This window comes from Caballeronia sp. LZ001, from assembly GCF_031450875.1.
In the GTDB taxonomy this organism is placed as follows: domain Bacteria; phylum Pseudomonadota; class Gammaproteobacteria; order Burkholderiales; family Burkholderiaceae; genus Caballeronia.
Map to the genome: position 1 here is coordinate 4,912,543 of NZ_JARTVX010000004.1, position 17,680 is coordinate 4,930,222.

The following is a 17,680-nucleotide window of genomic DNA, read 5'->3' on the forward strand; positions in this document are numbered from 1 at the left end:
GCGTCACTTCGCGCTGGCGGCGAGCGGCTTCACGACGACCGTCGCGTTTGGCAATGCGCCGAACGATGACGGTGCGTAGAGCGCTTCCACACGCGTCGGCGGCAGGCCGAACGAACCGGCGTTATTCAGCCGCATCGTGTATTCGACTTGCAGCTTGCCCTTCGGCAGATAGTCGTAATACGCGCGATACCCTTCGAAACCACGTTCCACGAAGGCAGGCCACGAACCGCGATCCGGCTTCTCGCCGGAAGTCGCCGCTTCCGAGTCGCGTCCGAGACCGGAGCCGAGAATGGTCGCGCCAGCGGGAATCGGATCGTTGACGACGACCCAGGTCATGTCGCTTTGCGCGTCGATGTCGAGATGCACGCGCACGATGTCGCCACGCGAGAGCACGCCCTTCACGGCGGGATCGACCGGCGTCACCGTCTTCACGATGCGATAGCCCGCCGCGAACGGCGCCTTCAACGCGACGGCCGCAAGGCTTTCGATGGTCGCCCAAGGTTTGCCCGTGCCGTCTTGCGTCAACGTGAGCGAGCCGGTTGACCACGGCAGCAAGCTGCTGCGCGTGTTGACACTCTTAGTGATCGGGGTCGCCGACGACGACGCCGATGCAGGCGCGGCAGCGCTCCAGTCCACGCTCTGCGTCGCCGCGCCCAGCGCAATGTTCGTGCGTCCCGTGACCGGCGTGCTTTCGAAAATTTGCGAGAAGCGTCCCACCGCGAGCGAGCCCCACAGATTGGCGGTCGTGGTCTGCCATGCGCCGTTTTTCTGCAGCGCGAGGAGGCCGGCCACGAGGCGCGGCATCTCGTCCTTCCACGCGGGCGCGTTTGCGAAGATGAGTGCGGTGCGCGCGGCGTTGGTCTCATTGCCAGTCATGAGCCACCAGAGATCGTCGTCGCGTTCGGTCGAGAACGTGAGACGCGTGCCCTGATACGTGAGCCGCGCACGGATGATCTGCTCGGCCTGCGCGCGCTTCGCTTCGCGATCGGCGATACCGTCCACGCGCGAAAGTATCGCGTAGTAGTCGAGCACGGCCGAGGTCGGCCATTGATCCGGCGCGACGGTGATCGAACCGAGCATGCGCGGCTGCGCGAGACCGTAGCGCGAAAGCGCTTCGATGGCGGCGAGCTTTTCGAAGTCGAGGTCGTTGCGCGGCGCCCAGAACTTGCGTTCGAGCTTGCCGTCGACGAAATTCGCGAGACCGGCGGCGAGCTGATCGCGCAATTCCGCGGGCATCGCAAAACGGCGGTCGAGCTTCGACGCTTCGTCCGATACCGCGAGCAAGTACGCGCTGAGCGTCGGGCTGCCGGTCGGACGTTCGTCGTCGTAGGGCGGGAAGTAGTTCGCGAGACCGTCGCGATCCAGATACGACGGCATGCGCGTGAGCACGGCTTGCCATTGCGCTGCGTCCATGAGGCCGAGCGCGCGCGAAGTCTGCTGTTCGAGGCAGTTATACGGATAGCGTTCGAACCAGCGTCGCACGCCGGGCAAGCCGTCCGCGAGCTTCGGCTGCAAGGACACCGCGATACCGCCGCGCACGGCGCCGTTGCTCGACGTGCTGGCATCGGCGGGCGGCGCGACGGGCACGCTGAACGTGCCGTCCACCTGCGCGATGGTCGCTTGCTGCGTCGTGACCGGAATGGCCGCGACGACGCGCTGCTGCAGCTTGACGGCATCGCTCGCGGGCTTCGTGGCCGAAGCGCTGCCTTGCTCCACCGCGCTCACGTCCCAGGCGAGACTCGCCGATGCGTTCATGCCGAGCACGTCGGGCGTGGTCACGTCCCAAGCAACTTCCCGCGACGATTCCGGCGCGAGTTCCACCGTGCGTGCATCGAGCGCGAGCGAACCGGCGTGCGGCGTGACGACGACGCGCATGGTGCGCCGCGTCGTGTTGCGCAGCGTGAACTGCGCATGGAATGCGTCGCCCACACGAACGAGCGGCGGCAACCCGGAGATGAGTTGCAAGTCCTGCGTGCTTTGAATCGATGCGCTGCCCGTGCCGAAGCGTCCCGCGCCCACCGCCGCGATGGCGACGATGCGAAAGCGCGTGAGCGCGTCGTTCAAGGGCACATCGACGGATGCTTCTCCGTTTGCATCGAGCGTAACGCGCGGATTCCACAGCAGGAGCGTATCGAAGAGTTCGCGCGTGGCGCTATGTCCGCCGCCGCCGCCCGCTGGCACTGCCTTGCGCCCGAAGTGCCGCCGCCCGATGATCTCCATCTGCGCGGTCGATGTTTCCACGCCGTAGGCGCGCTGCTGCAACATCGCGTCGAGCACGTTCCAGCTTTGGTTGGGCATGAGTTCGAGCAGGGCTTCATCGACGGCCGCGACCGCGATCTGCGTGCCTGCGGGCGCGGGCTTGCCGTCAGGCAACGCGACCTTGACCTTCACATGCGCCTTGGCGCGCACCGTGTACGACTTCGCGTCCGGCGTGACGCTCACCGCCAGTTTGTGCGATGCCGTGCCCACCTTGATCGATGCCAGCCCGTAACGAAACGCGGGCTTCGAGAGATCGACGAGCGGCGTCGGCGCCTGATACTGACGGCCTTCATACCAGAACGCGTGCGCCCATTCGACCGGCGCTTTCCAGCCCCACGTGAAGAACGAATACCACGGCACTTCATGGATACGTCCGCGCAACGCGAGCACCGACACATAGACGTTCGGCCCCCACGCTTGCTCGACCTTCAGTTCGACGGTCGGGTCCTTGCCGTTCAGTTCGACCACATGGGTTTCGATGATGCCTTCACGCTCCACCGCGACGAGCGCAGTGGCCGAGCGGAAGGGCATGCGCACCTGGAAGCGCGCGGTCTCGCTGGGCTCGTAGCTGTTCTTTTCCGGCAGCACGTCGATACGGTCCGTGTTCTCGCCGCCGAACCAGAGTTCGTCTTCGCGCGTGACCCAGACCGACGTGCTCGCGTTGGCCGTGCGGCCATCGCCGTCTTTCGCGACGGCGATCAGATCGATATTGCCGGCGGTCTTGAGCTTGGCATCGCACGAGACGATGCCGTGATCGTCGCTCTTGCCGCTGCAAAGCGTGCCCAGGTCGTTCGTTTCGGAATGGTTGTCGTAGGCGTAGAAGCCGCCGACCATGCGCTTGCGCGAACTCGACGTCACGCGCGCCATGCCCTTGATTTCGACCGATACGCCCGCGCGCGGCTTGCCCTGCAAATCGAGCGCAAGCGCTTGCACCGGCACCGAACCGCCGACCGACGCCCAATGCACCGCCTTCACGCCCACGGCGACCGCGGCGGGCCAGAGCGTGGCGCTGCCGCTGATGGTCTGGATCTCGCCGTTCGGGTCGGCGAAGCTCGCTTCGAGCGCGAGACGCTTGGGCGAATCGACGGCGGGCAGCGGCTTCACGATCAGCGTGCCGTCGCCATTGCGATCGAGCGTCACGCGCAGCTTGTCGGCGACGAGTTTCGTCGTGGTCTCCGTCTGCTGCTCGCTGTCCTCGTCCTCGGCGGGCGCGCTCGCGCCATCGTCCGCGGGTTTGCGATACGGCGAGAAGCTGAATGCATCGTAGTCTGAAGCGAAGGGCGGCGACGTGTCGCGCACGAGCGCCGACACTTGCACCCGCTGGTTCGATGCCGGGCCGCCTTGCACATATTCGAGGTGGACATCGACCGGCGCTTCTTGCGCGGCGATCAGACCGGCCGATTTGCTGTCGCCCGCCGAGACCGTGCCCTTGAACACCGGCAGACGGAATTCCTCGACACGGAAGCTGCCTGTCTCGTACGACTGCGTGACATTGCTGCCTTCGCCGTCGTCGTCGCTCGCGTCGTTGGTGTCGCTGGCCGCGCCGTTATCGAGCGTCACGCTGTATTCGCCGAGTTTGGCCGCGGCGGGAATGGCAAAGCTCGAGTCGGCGCTGTGATCGGCGCTCCACGCGAGCGGCATGTGCCACGTCTGTCCGCTGCCGATATGACGAATCGTCACGCGCGTCGGATACTTCGGCGGGAAGCCGAAACCCTTGAGCGTTTCGACGCGCATCAGGTGCTTCATCGACACCGTTTCGCCCGCGCGCAGCAAGGTGCGATCGAAAATGGTGTGCGCGCGTACCGTGCGGCTCGTGCTCATGTCGGTCGGCACGTTGAAGCGCCACGATTCGATGCCGCGATTCCAGTCCGAGGTCACGAAGGCCATGTCGGGTCCGGTGACCGGATCGGTAACGCGCGCCGAGACGAAGAAGCCGCCGTACGACAAGCTGTTCTCGTTGCATTCGCGGATGGCCGCGAGCGGTTTGCCGATGGTCGCGAGCCCTTGCGCATCGGTCTTGCCGGTGGCCACTTGATCGCCGTTGCAGTCGGTCACGCGTACATCCGCATTGGCGACGGGCTTGCCCTTGTCGAGCGTCGTCACCCAGACGAGACTGTTCTCGCGCCCTTGCTTGAAGTGCACGCCGAGGTTCGTGACGAGCACCGACGTGCGCACGAACATCGACTTGTTCTGACCCATCAACGACGCGCCGAGCGCCGGCGACGCCAGTTCGACGACATAGAAGCCCGGCTTCGCGAGCGGAATGCCGACGACTTCGAAGGGACGCAGCGCCTTGGGATCGGCGGCGGGCAGCGTGAGCGTTTCGACGCCCGCGCGCTTTCTCAAGAGCGAAAGCGAGCGAATGTCGATGGTCGGATTGCGGCTCACGGTGCCGTCCGATTCCGGCACGATGACGGGCGCGATACCGTTCTTCAAAAGCGAGGGCATGCGCGCTTCGATCGACGAGCGCGACATGCCGATGCCGTCGAACAAATCGACGTTGCGCATCCATTGGCGGATGTCGGTGTCGGCGTCGAGTCTGAGCTTGGTGATCTGCGAGGTGCCCGAGTCGAGCCCTTGCACGTGCAGGTCGGCTTCCACATGGCGCAGCGTGACCGGCAACATGGCGGGCATGTCCGGCTCTGCAAAGCGCTCGATGATGCCGAACGTGCCCGACGAGAACTTCGCGAGCGGCGGCATGGGCGCGGTCGCGGTCTTGAGCGGGAAGAAGTCGGCGTTGGCGAGCGTGCGGCCGCTCACGTCCTTGAGATTGGCGGGCGCCTCGATGGTGAGATCGGTGCGCTCCGGCAGCGGCGCGGCGAATTCTACTGCTTCGACTTCCGCGTCCTTGCTGTCTTCATCGAAGTGCGGCGCGACCGTGCCTTTGGGACCACGCAACGCGAACTTCTGGGCGTCGGCGCGGCTGATCGGCGCGGTGAACATGAGCCTGAGCGGGCGCAGCGGCGTGCAGGGCGCGTTCGCGTTCTCCCGTTCGCACGTGAAGCTCGCGGAAAACGGATCGCGCACCTTGTAGTCGAAGCGCTTCTCGACATCGTTGGGCATGCCGCTCGGCCCGGTGACGCCCGCGCCGTAGACGAACTGCATTTTCGAGCCGGACGGCAACGTTTGCCCGCATGCGAGCGTGAGCACGCGGTCGCTTTCCTTAGCGAGTCCGAAGTGTTTGAGAAGCGCGCCGCGCGTGGCGTCGTCGGCCGTCCTTACGGGAATGCGGTTGCCGAGTGCGCTCGATTCGCACCAGACGTGATCGAGCACCGACGCTTGCGTGGCCGGGCCGTTCAACCGCAGCACGAAGGTCTGGTCTTCCTCGATATCGCCGTAACTCGGCTCGACGCGCGTAACGAATGGCCCGCCCGTCTGAAACGCGAAGTGGCTGGGACCGGACAGCGCGTTGCCCGCGCTCGATTTCAAGCCGCTGTTGAGGTCGATGCCGCAGCGCACTCCTGGCGGCAAGTCCGCGTTGAAATCGTAGGCCCAGGTTTTTTCGTCGATCCAGCGCGCGCCGCCGGCGGTGGCCGCGGCGGGCGCGCCGCTACAGGCGAGCTTGCCGGGCGCCGCGGCGCTCGGACTGCCGAACGCGATCATGGCTTCGTCGAACTTCACGACGACCTGACGCACTTGCACGACCTTGCCTTGTGGCGACACGGTCACGACGCGCGCGGCATCGGCCCGATACATCGCGACGCTCATGCCGAAAGCGGCGATGAGGGTGGTTGCGGCCAGAATCCATTTTTGTTTTTTCATGACGCGGCTCATCCACTCGTTCCGAGTAATTCTTGTCCGCGCGATTTTACTGGAGCCCTACGCCATTCTTGCGACGAATCGGTTGCGTTGACGCATTTCGGCGATTCTCAGCGCGTCGCCACGTTGCGATGCCGCGTACTCACGCGCCGCCAGTACAGAAAGAGGCCGACGCCCGCCACGCCGAGACTCACCGTATTGGCTATCCAGAAGCCGCGCGCGCCTTGCAGCCACTCGGGCACCATGCCGCCGACATCGAAGCCGAGCAGATAGCCGCCGCCGAGGCCGATGCCCCACAGCGCGATGGCGTAGATGACGGTCGGCACGAGCGTGACCTTGTACGCCCGCAGGATGAACGCCGTGGTGATCTGCAGCGCGTCGCAGAGGTGATAGAAGAAGATGATGAAGACGAGCGGCATCGCGGCGGCGATTACGTGGGCGTCGGGCGTGTAGGCGGCGATGATCTGCGGCCGCGCGGCAAGCAGGATCACGCCGTACACCAGCGCCAGCACGCACGCCATGCCGATGCCGTGCCGCGAGATCGAGGCCGCGTCGTCCAGACGCTTTGCGCCGAGCGCCTGCGACACCAGCGTCGACGACGCGATCCCGATGGCAAGCGGCGTCATGTAGAGCACCGCGCCGAGGTTGCCCGCGATCTGATGTCCCGCGAGCGTGGTCGTGCCGAAGCGCGAGATGAAGAGCGCCATGAACGTGTACGACGTCACTTCGATGAGATACGAAAGCCCCATCGGAATGCCGAGACGCAGCAGCGCCATCTGCCGCTTCCACACGGGCCAGCAAAAGCGCGCGAAGATGCCGAACGGCCGGAAGAATTCCACGCGCAGCAGCACCGTGATTCCGACGATGGCGAGCGCCCAATTGATGAGCGTGCTCGCAAGCGCGCAGCCGGGACCGCCGAGCGCGGGCACGCCGAAACCGCCGAAGATGAACCAGGTATTGAGCGGAAACTTGAGCACGAGCCCGCCGACTTGTAGAAACATCACGAGCCGCGGTTTGCCGACCGCGTTCGCCAGCGAGCTATACACGCGAAACACGAGACTCGCGGGCAGCCCGAACGAGAGAATGCGCAAGTAGTCCACCGTGCGGTCATGTAGCGCGGGCGGCGCTTTCGCGAGACTCAGCAGCGGTTCGGGAAAGTAGAGCAGAACGAAGCCGATCACCATGAGTACCGAAGCGAGCCACAGCGCCTGCCGCGTTTCCTCGCCGATTTCCGCCTCGCGGCCCGCACCGAAGAGTTGCCCGGCAATCGGCTGGAGCGCGACGAGAATGCCCGTCAAGCCGATATACACCGAGATATAGACGGACGAACCGAGCCCGAGCGCCGCGAGATCGGTGGCGGAGAAGCGGCCGACCATCGCGGTATCGATCACGCCGAACGCGATCACCGCAAGCTGGCCGATCAGCACGGGCCAAGCAAGCGCGCCGATCTTGCGGACATCGCTCAGCATGCCCGTGGCGGCTTTGGAAGACACGGCGGCGCCCATGCGCTATTGCACCCGGCGCAGGCTTTTCGGACGCAGCGGCTTCTTGACCGGCGGCGTGGGGCGCGCAATGCGCACGTAGAGGCGGAAGCGCTCGTCGCGGTCGGCCACGCGCCGGCCTTCCCAGACGAGCTTCCATTCGAACGCCGAGATGGACGGCGGATCGCCGTAATCCGCGCGATCCTGACGCAGCACCACGTCGCAATCTTCGTCGAACGCGAAGTGCATGCCGCCGAAGTACGCGAAGGTGGCGATCTGCGCGTCGCCTAGACGTGCGGGCGAGATGCAGTTGTAGTCGGGCGGAAGATGATCGGCGATCTGCTCCGCGACATCGCGATACGTCCGGCTGTAGTTGACGACCGGCAGCCATAAAGTCATGAGCAAGACCCACATCAGCGTGGTGCCCGCGCTCGATAGCACGACACTGCGCCACAGCACCTTCGGATGGCGTGCAAGCCGCCAGCGCGCGAGCAGGAACCAGCACGCCGTCACCGCGACCGCGCAGACGAACGAAATGAGTTTGAATTCAGGATGAAAACCGGGCGCGAGGCGCGCGAGATTGCGGGCCATGGGCGCGGGAAAGCCGAACATGCCGGCCGTCCACACGAGCCAGACGAGCGTGCCGATGATCGTGAAACTGAGCATGGCGAACCAGTCGATCGCGTTGATCGCGCCGCGTTTCAAGGTCGGCAGCGCGAAAGTCGCGAGCACGGACAGCGGCGGCAGCAGCAGCAAGAAGAGGCGATTGGTTTCGCGCGCCTGCAGCACGACGAGCACGAGCAGCGGTCCGATCACGGACAAGGGCACGGCGACGTGCGGCGAGCGGCGCATGCCGCCCCAGCTCACGAAGGCCCAGATTGCAAGCGGCCAGGCGGGCCAGGTGAAGAGCGGCAGGTTCTTCATCGCGTAGCCGAACACGAGCGATGGCGGCCCGGAGAAAGTATCGAAGCTGTTGCGCCACCATTGACGCAGCCACCATTCGCCGTCGTCGGGGAAGAAATGCAGCGTCGGCAGCACCCACACGGCGATCAGCACGACGGCGACGGGCAGGCCGTAGATCAGCAGCGGCGCGGCGCGCACCTGACGCACGATGATGGTCATTGCAAGCGTGCATAGCAAAAGCGCGAACACCAGCACGGGCGAGCTCGACAAGCCGACCACGCCGATTGCCGCGCCCCACACGAGCGCACCGTGAATCGGCTTGTCGATGCTGCGAACGAGGCCGTAAATGAGCATCGCGGTGCCGGCGAACTGCGCGAGCTGCGGCGTGGTTTCGTGACCGCGCTCGGCGAGCCCGAAGCAGGCGAGGAGAATCAGCAAGGCGCCGTCGGCGAGCGTGCGGCCGTAGTCGCGCGGCTCGGGTTCGCCGCCGAACGCGTATTTGAATGGCTGGGCTTCGTCGCGCCGGCCAAGCAGATAGGCCGTGTACCAGACGAACGCGCACGCGATGGTGAAGAGCAGGCCCGTGACCACGCGCGAGGCGTTGCTGGCATCGACCCACGGACTCAGGATCCGGATCGACGATGCCCCGAGCCAGTACATCAGCGGGCCGTCGCCCGTGAGCGCCTTGCCGACGAGATTGGGCAGCAGCCAGTCGCGCGCGTCGCCGTTGGCCATCGTCCACATCACGCCGAAGCCCGCCGCGTCCTCGTTCTTCCACGGGTCGCGGCCGAACAGCCCGAACGACGCGTAGACGATACAGATGGCGAGCAGCAGCCAGCGCGGCAGGGCGCTGGTGGCGGAGGCGGTCAGACGAACGACAGATCGCATGCGTGAGGGCTTATCGAGAGAAACGGGCAGTGCGCCGTGCGTTGGTGCGTGCGGGTAGGTTGCCAGGTGCGTGCAAGCGCGGCGGGGGCCAGAGCATCCGGCATTGTAGACGCGCGCCTCGGAGTGCGTCAGTGTCGACGGGCTCGCGGTAACGCCGTGCAACAACCCTTACCGTTTTGCCGTGCAGCATCATGGAAACGGCAGAGACAAAAAAGGGCAGCCAGAGCTGCCCTTTTTGCTGAAACGGTGGTCCGTCTTACTTCTTGGTGGAGAAGCGAGCGAACTTGTTGTTGAACTTCTCGACGCGGCCTGCCGTGTCCATGATCTTTTGCTGACCGGTGTAGAACGGATGCGATTCCGACGACACTTCGATCTTCGCGAGCGGGTACGACTTGCCGTTGAATTCGGCGGTTTCGCGCGTCTGGATGGTCGAGCGGGTCACGAAACGGAAGTCGTTCGACATGTCGACGAACAGAACTTCGCGATAATTCGGGTGAATGCCTTCTTTCATGGTCTTTCCTGGTATCTGGCGGTAGCCAACCCGTTGCGTCTTGAGTTCAAGGCGCTCGTGCGAGTCACTTGCCTAGGGTCGAAAAACGGCGATTATGCCAGAAAATCAGACCCTTGACATCTTTTTGGGAAGCTTTAGAAGAGGGCGCCGACGCCCGCCGGGTCCTGCCGGTAATAGCGCGCAAGCAGGCGATACAACTCGGGATACTCCGCTTCGAAGGGTTTCGGCGTAACGAACAGCGCCTCGCTGCAGACCGCGAAAAACTCGGACGGATGATCCGTCGCGTAGGGATCGATCAGCGATTCGCGCTCGAAGCGGCCGAAACGGCGCTGCGGCACCGCGTCGACGCGGGCGCAGAATTGGTCATAGGCGTTATCGAAGACATCGGCCCATGCGGTCGAGTCGAGCGGCGCGTGCCAGCGTCGATAGAGCGGCGGATGACCATCGGCCTCGCCGTTCACCATGTCGATCTTGTGGGCGAATTCGTGGATCACCACGTTGTAGGCGTCAGCGCCATCGGCCATCTGGGCATCTTCCCACGAGAGCACGACCGGGCCGCCTTCCCATGCTTCGCCGCTGGCATCGTGTTCCACTTCGTGCACGACGCCGTCCTGATCTTCCACTGTCTTTTTGATGACGAACTCGCCCGGATAGACAATCACGCCGACCCAGCCGCGATAAAGGTCGAGACTGAGGTTGAGGACGGGCAGACAGGCTTGCGCGGCGATGGAGACGATCATTGCGTCGGTCAGTTCGAGATCGTGCGCGGTCGAAAATTCCTTTTGCGCGATGAAGAGACTCGCGGTCTCGCGCAGACGTTCGAGGTCGGCCGGATTCAGGTGGCCGAAGCACGGATAGGCATCGAGGGTGCGCCGCCACAGGCTTTCGTCGATCGCGTATTTGCGCAGCGTGCGCTCGCGGCGTTGCGCGCCGAACCAGCGGGTGAAGGGATTGGTCATCGATTGAGGCGTTGGAAGCGCGATAGACCGGATTGTACGGATGGGGGACGATCGTGGGCAGAATGCGCTGCTTGCGGGATCGGCTGGAGCTGTCGCCACGCGGATAGAGTGGCCGGCAAACGCGAATCGACATCAGCCGACAGCGACGACATAAAAAAACCGCCTGACCAAAGGCAGGCGGTTTTTTCTCGACGCAGAAGCGAATGGCAAATCAGCTGCCACCACGCCGCATCAAGTCGAAGAACTCGGAATTGCTCTTCGTCTGACGGATCTTGTCGAGCAGGAATTCCATGGCTTCGACTTCGTCCATGTCGTGAATGAACTTGCGCAGCACCCAAACCTTTTGCAGCAGGTCCGGCTTGATCAGCAGTTCCTCGCGGCGCGTGCCCGACTTGTTCAGATTGATCGACGGATACACGCGCTTTTCCGCGAGACGCCGTTCCAGGTGCACTTCCATGTTGCCGGTGCCCTTGAACTCTTCGTAGATCACGTCGTCCATGCGGCTGCCGGTTTCGATCAGCGCGGTGCCGATGATCGTGAGCGACCCGCCTTCCTCGATATTGCGCGCGGCGCCGAAGAAGCGCTTCGGACGTTGCAGCGCGTTGGCGTCGACACCGCCCGTCAGCACCTTGCCCGAGGCCAGGCACGACCGTGTTGTAGGCGCGCGCGAGACGCGTGATGGAGTCGAGCAGAATCACGACATCGTGCTTCATTTCGACCAGGCGCTTGGCCTTTTCGATCACCATTTCCGCGACTTGGACGTGGCGCGCGGCAGGTTCGTCGAAGGTGGAAGCGATTACTTCGCCCTTGACCGAACGCTGCATTTCCGTGACTTCTTCCGGACGCTCGTCGATGAGCAGCACGAACAGCACGATATCCGGGTGGTTCGACTTGATGGCATGCGCGATGTGCTGAAGCATCACCGTCTTGCCCGACTTCGGCGACGCCACGAGCAGACCGCGCTGGCCCTTGCCGATAGGCGAGATCATGTCGATGATCCGGCCAGTGACGTTTTCCTCGCCGCGCATTTCGCGCTCGAGCGGCAACGGCTTATTCGGATGCAGCGGCGTGAGGTTCTCGAACATGATCTTATGTTTCGAGGCCTCGGGCGGCTGCCCGTTGACTTTGTCGACCTTCACCAGCGCGAAATAGCGCTCGCCGTCTTTCGGCGTGCGCACTTCGCCTTCGATGGTGTCGCCGGTGTGCAGGTTGAAGCGGCGAATCTGCGACGGGCTGATATAGATGTCGTCCGTACTCGCGAGATACGAAGTCTCGGGTGAACGCAAGAAGCCGAAGCCGTCGGGCAGCACTTCGAGCGTGCCGTCGCCGAAAATCGTGTCGCCACCCTTGGCGCGCTTTTTAAGTATGGCGAACATGAGTTCCTGCTTGCGCAGGCGGTTCGCATTTTCGATCTCGAGGCCATTGGCCATCTCGATCAGTGCAGACACGTGCTGAGACTTGAGCTCGGATAAATGCATACGGATTTCCCGCCAGGGAGAAGAGGTACGACAGAAAGATTTGGGAGAAGAGGTGAGCGGAACCGCTCTAGGACTTAGTACTTCTTGAACTCTTGTAATTGTAGCATAGCACACGCGACGCGGGCCTTAGGTTGGCCGGGGGCGGGGCTTTGGCGCCGATGTTGTCGGTGGACAACATCGGCGCCGTGGTTCAAGCGCGGTTCAAAGGCCGACGATGCTGGCTCCGAACCGGTCGAGCTATTACAGGTTGCTGTCCAGGAACGCGGTCAACTGCGACTTCGACAGCGCGCCGACCTTCTGCGCGGCCACTGCGCCGTTCTTGAACAGGATCAGCGTGGGGATACCGCGCACGCCGAACTTTACCGGCGTCGACTGATGCTCGTCGACGTTGATCTTCGCGATTTGCAGGCGATCGCCGTAATCCTTTGCGACTTCATCGAGGATCGGGGCAATCATCTTGCACGGACCGCACCACTCGGCCCAGAAATCGAGCAGAACAGGTTTGTCCGACTTGACGACGTCTTGTTCGAAAGATGCGTCGCTGATGTGCTTGATTGATTCGCTCATTGTCTGAATACCTCTATTGATTCGAGGCCCGCGTTTGAATGCTCGCCACGATACACCAAAACAGTAAAAGATTTTCGTCGCCGCTTGGGCGAGACGAAGCCGGCTTACCACGTCTGACGAGCCTTGCGGACTGGCCGCATGGACGATGAAGCATGCGCCGCACGTGATTCAACGCTCATCTTAGCTTAATTTGCTATCTGTCGCCGATGCCGATAGGCGCCGTCGCGCAGCCCTTCATTGCTCAGCTGGAGGCGCATTCGGGCAATGCAAGAGCGGAGCTGCATGGCGTCGGCGGCGTGCTCGCGAGGTCTATCGGGCGCGGCTATCGGCGTGATATGATTCGACGTGACGGGCCTCCTCGCATGGTGGCGCGGTCAACCTGGTCAGGTCGGGAACGAAGCAGCCACAGCCGCTTTCCACCAGTGCCGAGGGTCGGGCTCGTCACCTTCCGCTTTATTTGCGTTTTTCCGGCTTCAGTCTCCGCGGTTTCCTGCTTCACTCTCCTCTGGTTTTTAGTCGATTCGCTCGCATCTACGCGACTTGAATCCGCATCTTCACGCGTGCTCCAGATGCGCCGGACAGCCGCTTTCGGCGGCGTTTGCCGCTAGTCGTTGCTGATACAATTTCGCGCATGACCTATCAAGTTCTCGCACGCAAATGGCGGCCGAAATCGTTCGAGTCGCTCGTCGGCCAGGAGCACGTCGTTCGTGCGCTCACGCACGCGCTCGACGGTGGACGCCTGCATCACGCGTATCTTTTCACCGGTACGCGCGGCGTCGGCAAGACCACGCTTTCGCGCATCTTTGCAAAAGCGCTCAACTGTGAAACCGGCGTGACCTCGAAGCCGTGCGGCGTGTGCCGCGCTTGCCGGGAAATCGACGAAGGCCGTTTTGTCGATTACGTTGAAATGGATGCGGCGAGCAATCGCGGTGTCGACGAAATGGCGGCGCTGCTCGAGCGCGCGGTTTATGCACCGGTCGACGCGCGCTTCAAGGTCTACATGATCGACGAAGTGCACATGCTCACGAACCACGCGTTCAACGCCATGTTGAAGACGTTGGAAGAGCCGCCTCCGCATGTGAAGTTCATTCTCGCCACGACCGATCCGCAGAAGATTCCGGTCACCGTGCTGTCGCGCTGCCTCCAGTTCAATCTGAAGCAGATGCCCGCGGGGCATATCGTGTCGCATCTGGAGAACATCCTCCAGCAAGAGAGCATTGCGTTCGAAGTGCAGGCGCTGCGGTTGTTGTCGCGCGCGGCGGACGGCAGCATGCGCGACGCGCTTTCGCTGACCGATCAGGCTATCGCCTATTCGGCCAATCAGGTGACCGAGGAAGCCGTGCGCGGCATGCTCGGCGCGCTGGATCAAAGCTATCTGATCCGTCTGCTCGATGCCCTCGCCGCAAGCGATGGCGCGGGCGTGCTTGCCATCGCCGATGAAATGGCTTTGCGCAGTCTATCGTTCTCGACCGCGTTGCAGGATCTGGCGAGCTTGCTGCATCGGATTGCGTGGGCGCAGTTCGCGCCGGCATCGGTGCTGGACGAGTGGCCGGAGGCGGGAGATATTCGTCGATTCGCCGAGGGCTTGTCGGCCGAACAGGTTCAGTTGTTCTACCAGATCGCGACCGTCGGACGCAGCGAACTGGGGCTCGCGCCTGATGAATACGCGGGCTTCACCATGACGCTTCTGCGCATGCTCGCGTTCGAACCCGCTGGCGGTCCGGGCGGAGGTGGCGGTGGCGGGCTCGTGGTGAGCGCGCCGCAAAGCGTGAAGGGCGCGCGCAATGCGGCGCTCGCGGGAGCTATGGCGGAGCGGGCCGTGGCGCCGGCACCGGTGGCTCGCGATGGCGTTCTGGCGGATCGAGCGGGCGCGCGGCACCAGATTAGCGACCGTTCTTTTGAAAAGTTGGCTGAGTCGGGTGAAGCGGCTGCTTCCGATTTGGACATGCATGGCGCACGGTCTGCGACCTCGGCGAAAGTCGGGCCACGTGACGCATCCGACGAGCTTGCGGGCGCTGAAGCGAAGCGCAGTGTCGAATCGGCTGAATCAGTCGCGAAGCCAGTCGGAGCGTCCGATGCACGAGATTCGGCGATGGCGGATGCGGCATCGCGTGCGGCTTACGCCGGTTCCGCGGACTTGCCGGACGCTGGAGGAAGTGCCGCTCCTTCGGGCGCGAAGAACGCGACCTCTGGCGATTCGACTGCGCTTGCAAACACGGCTGGCTTGTCAAGCGCATCGAGAGCGGACGTCGGTCATTCAGCTTTAGTGTCGGACAGCGCCGCATCTTCAGGCGCGCAGACGGCCACTGCCAATCCCGCTCCTGTTGCAGATAGCGCCACGCCTCCAGGCGCACGGGATATTGCCGCGGCCGCTGCCGATTCGGCCGCGCCTCTGAACACCATCGCATCTTCAAGCGATGCACCAGTGGCGCGGAAAGACTTCGATTCGGCCACGCCGAGCGCCGCATCTTCAGATGTGCGGAAGGCCGACTCTGCCGAGTCGCCTTCTGTAGCCGAGGCCGCCGAATCGCCGCTCGCGCAAGGCACAGGAGAGATCGTTCAGGCCAATACGCCGTCTGCTGTCGGGAATGCACGAGACGTTGTGTTTGACGAAGTGCCAGTCGCATCGGCGCCGCTTTCTGCCGCGGCTCGGCAAGCTGTAGACGAGGCTTCTAATAATGGCGCGTCCGAAACCGTGTCGCCGTCTGCCGGATCTGTCGCGCCGCGCAGCGCCGCAGGTGGCGCGAGGGACGCGCTCGAAGTATTGCGTAGTGCGGGAATGCGACTTTCATCGGATCGTGGTGGAAGAGGCGCGGCGGCAGCGCCAGCGGGCGCTCCTGCTGCAACGAAACCTGCCGTGCCGAAGCCCTCGGTTCCCGTGCCGACGCCGCGCCGCGTCGCGCCGCGCGCCAGCGCGGGCTCTGACGTACAGGCGACGCCTGCGGCAGACAACGCGGGTGCTGATGCCATTGGCGGGAGCAACGTCGGCCTCGACAATGGCGTTCGCGGGCGCAGCACCGGCGTGGGCGTCGACAGCAAGGGCAACGGTAGCGCCCACATCAACACCAACACGAACGCCAGCGTCGACAATGCCGCTCGCGCCGGCAATGACGCCAACGCGAAAGCAAGCCCCAAGGTCATCCCTCCTTGGGAAGACATGCCGCCCGACGACTACCCGCCGCCCGGATCGGAGGATGAATACTTCTCCGCCGCTCCCGACGACGGCTACATGCCCGCGTTCGATAACGCACCGGACGACATGCGCTTCGGCAACGAACCCGCGCCCGCAGCGAAGCCCGCGCCGAAGATCGACGCCACGCCGCTGCCGCCCGCCGTGCCGCTCGACGCTATAGGCATCGCGGGAGAATGGGCGACGCTCGCGGTCGATCTGCCGCTCAAGGGCATCGCATACCAGCTCGCGTTCAACAGCGAACTGACCGCCTGCGACGCCAGTTCGCTCACACTCGTCGTTCCCGTGCCGCAATACGCGGACGCCGCGCAAGTCGCCAAGCTCAAGACCGCGCTCACGGAGAAACTCGGCCGCGCGCTCGAGGTCAATGTGTCGGTTGCGCCCGCACGCCGCACCGCCGCCGCGCTCGACGCCGCCGAACGCGCGAAACGCCAGCAGCAAGCCGAGCAGGAAATCAGGCAAGACCCGTTCGTGCAATCGCTCATTCGCGATTTCGGCGCGAGCATCGTGCAGGGATCGATCAAGCCGGTTGCCGCAACGGGCGCGAATCCTTCGGGCGCGTCTTCTGTAAGATAAGCCATCCCGCGAGGCGCGCCGTCAGAAGCCGCGCCGCGAACGAATCAACCGGGCGCACGGGCATTTTCGCCTGAGCGTCTGCCCGTCATACGCACTATCCGTTTCAAGGAGCCGAATCATGATGAAGAACCAACTCGCCGGGCTGATGAAGCAAGCTCAGCAAATGCAGGAAAACATGAAGAAGATGCAGGATCAGCTCGCGCTGATCGAGGTCGAAGGCCAGTCCGGCGCCGGTCTCGTCAAGGTGACGATGACCTGCAAGAACGACGTGCGCCGCGTGCAGATCGACCCGAGCCTGCTCGCCGACGACAAGGACATGCTCGAAGACTTGGTTGCCGCCGCGTTCAACGACGCCGTGCGCAAGGCCGAAGCCACCACGCAGGAAAAGATGGGCGGCATGACGGCCGGCATGCCCATGCCGCCCGGCTTCAAGCTGCCGTTTTAAGCGCGTGGCCGAAGGCGCACGCGGCGTTTGCCGCGCTTTCGGCCCGCCCATGAGGACACATGAAACAACCATCCGCCTTGTCGGCGCTCGTCGAAGCGCTGCGTGCGCTGCCCGGCGTCGGCCCGAAGTCGGCGCAGCGCATGGCGTATCACCTGATGCAGCACGACCGCGCGGGCGCCGACAAACTCGGCAACGCGCTGCTGTTCGCGACCGGGCATCTGAAGCACTGCGAGAAGTGCAATACCTTCACCGAAGCCGACATCTGCGAAGTATGCAGCGACGAAGAACGCGATTCCGCGCTTCTATGCGTCGTCGAGACGCCGGCCGATCAGATCATGCTGGAGCAGACGCTCACGTATCGCGGGCTCTACTTCGTGTTGATGGGCCGGCTGAGTCCGCTCGACGGCATCGGGCCGAAGGAAATTCACTTCGAGCGGCTCATCAACCGCGCGCTCGACGGCACCGTGAATGAAGTGGTGCTTGCCACCAACTTCACCAACGAAGGCGAGGCGACCGCGCACTATCTGGCACAGACGCTCAAGTCGAAAGGGCTGAAGGTCACGCGGCTCGCGCGCGGCGTACCGGTGGGCGGCGAACTCGAATACGTCGATGCCGGCACCATCGCCCGCGCGATGCTCGACCGCCGCTCGGTGTGAGAAAAGAT

The 17,680-nt window shown here is 63.9% G+C and carries 9 protein-coding genes, 1 other RNA gene and 1 pseudogene; 4 read left to right on the plus strand and 7 right to left on the minus strand.

The annotated features are described in order from the left end of the window. Positions 1-3: 3 nt before the first annotated feature. The 7 genes and pseudogenes from P9292_RS34075 to trxA all read right to left on the minus strand — a co-directional run bounded on the left by P9292_RS34075 (position 4) and on the right by trxA (position 12,805). Positions 4-6,021 (minus strand): alpha-2-macroglobulin family protein, encoded by a 6,018-nt coding sequence (locus P9292_RS34075; protein WP_409015309.1) that lies wholly within the window; start codon positions 6,019-6,021, stop codon positions 4-6. Positions 6,022-6,128: 107 nt separating this feature from the next. Next, positions 6,129-7,487 (minus strand): MATE family efflux transporter, encoded by a 1,359-nt coding sequence (locus tag P9292_RS34080; RefSeq protein WP_250465062.1) that lies wholly within the window; start codon positions 7,485-7,487, stop codon positions 6,129-6,131. Positions 7,488-7,526: 39 nt separating this feature from the next. After that, the gene (locus P9292_RS34085) at positions 7,527-9,290 is read right to left on the minus strand and encodes a glycosyltransferase family 39 protein (protein WP_244825355.1); all 1,764 of its coding nucleotides are present in this window, start codon (positions 9,288-9,290) and stop codon (positions 7,527-7,529) included. 256 nt (positions 9,291-9,546) lie between these two features. Then, a complete protein-coding gene (locus P9292_RS34090) occupies positions 9,547-9,801 on the minus strand; it encodes a type B 50S ribosomal protein L31 (RefSeq protein ID WP_016345518.1) in 255 nt (84 codons plus the stop codon). Between the two features lie 134 nt (positions 9,802-9,935). Then, positions 9,936-10,760 (minus strand): zinc-dependent peptidase, encoded by an 825-nt coding sequence (locus tag P9292_RS34095; protein WP_250464981.1) that lies wholly within the window; start codon positions 10,758-10,760, stop codon positions 9,936-9,938. 211 nt (positions 10,761-10,971) lie between these two features. Continuing rightward, positions 10,972-12,238 (minus strand): annotated as a pseudogene (rho, locus tag P9292_RS34100) (transcription termination factor Rho). 240 nt (positions 12,239-12,478) lie between these two features. Continuing rightward, positions 12,479-12,805 (minus strand): thioredoxin TrxA, encoded by a 327-nt coding sequence (trxA, locus tag P9292_RS34105; RefSeq protein ID WP_008349330.1) that lies wholly within the window; start codon positions 12,803-12,805, stop codon positions 12,479-12,481. 347 nt (positions 12,806-13,152) lie between these two features. Here trxA and ffs point away from each other — a divergent pair. The 4 genes from ffs (at position 13,153) to recR (ending at position 17,672) form a co-directional block, all read left to right on the plus strand. Then, an RNA gene (gene ffs, locus P9292_RS34110) (signal recognition particle sRNA small type) lies at positions 13,153-13,251 on the plus strand. Positions 13,252-13,436: 185 nt separating this feature from the next. Then, positions 13,437-16,571 carry a DNA polymerase III subunit gamma/tau gene (gene dnaX, locus P9292_RS34115; protein ID WP_309963566.1) on the plus strand — a complete coding sequence of 1,045 codons (3,135 nt, stop codon included), beginning with the start codon at positions 13,437-13,439 and terminating at the stop codon, positions 16,569-16,571. Between the two features lie 118 nt (positions 16,572-16,689). Next, the gene (locus tag P9292_RS34120) at positions 16,690-17,016 is read left to right on the plus strand and encodes a YbaB/EbfC family nucleoid-associated protein (protein WP_244825351.1); all 327 of its coding nucleotides are present in this window, start codon (positions 16,690-16,692) and stop codon (positions 17,014-17,016) included. Positions 17,017-17,075: 59 nt separating this feature from the next. Then, positions 17,076-17,672, plus strand: a complete 597-nt coding sequence (recR, locus tag P9292_RS34125; RefSeq protein WP_244825350.1) for a recombination mediator RecR — start codon at positions 17,076-17,078, stop codon at positions 17,670-17,672. Positions 17,673-17,680: the final 8 nt, after the last annotated feature.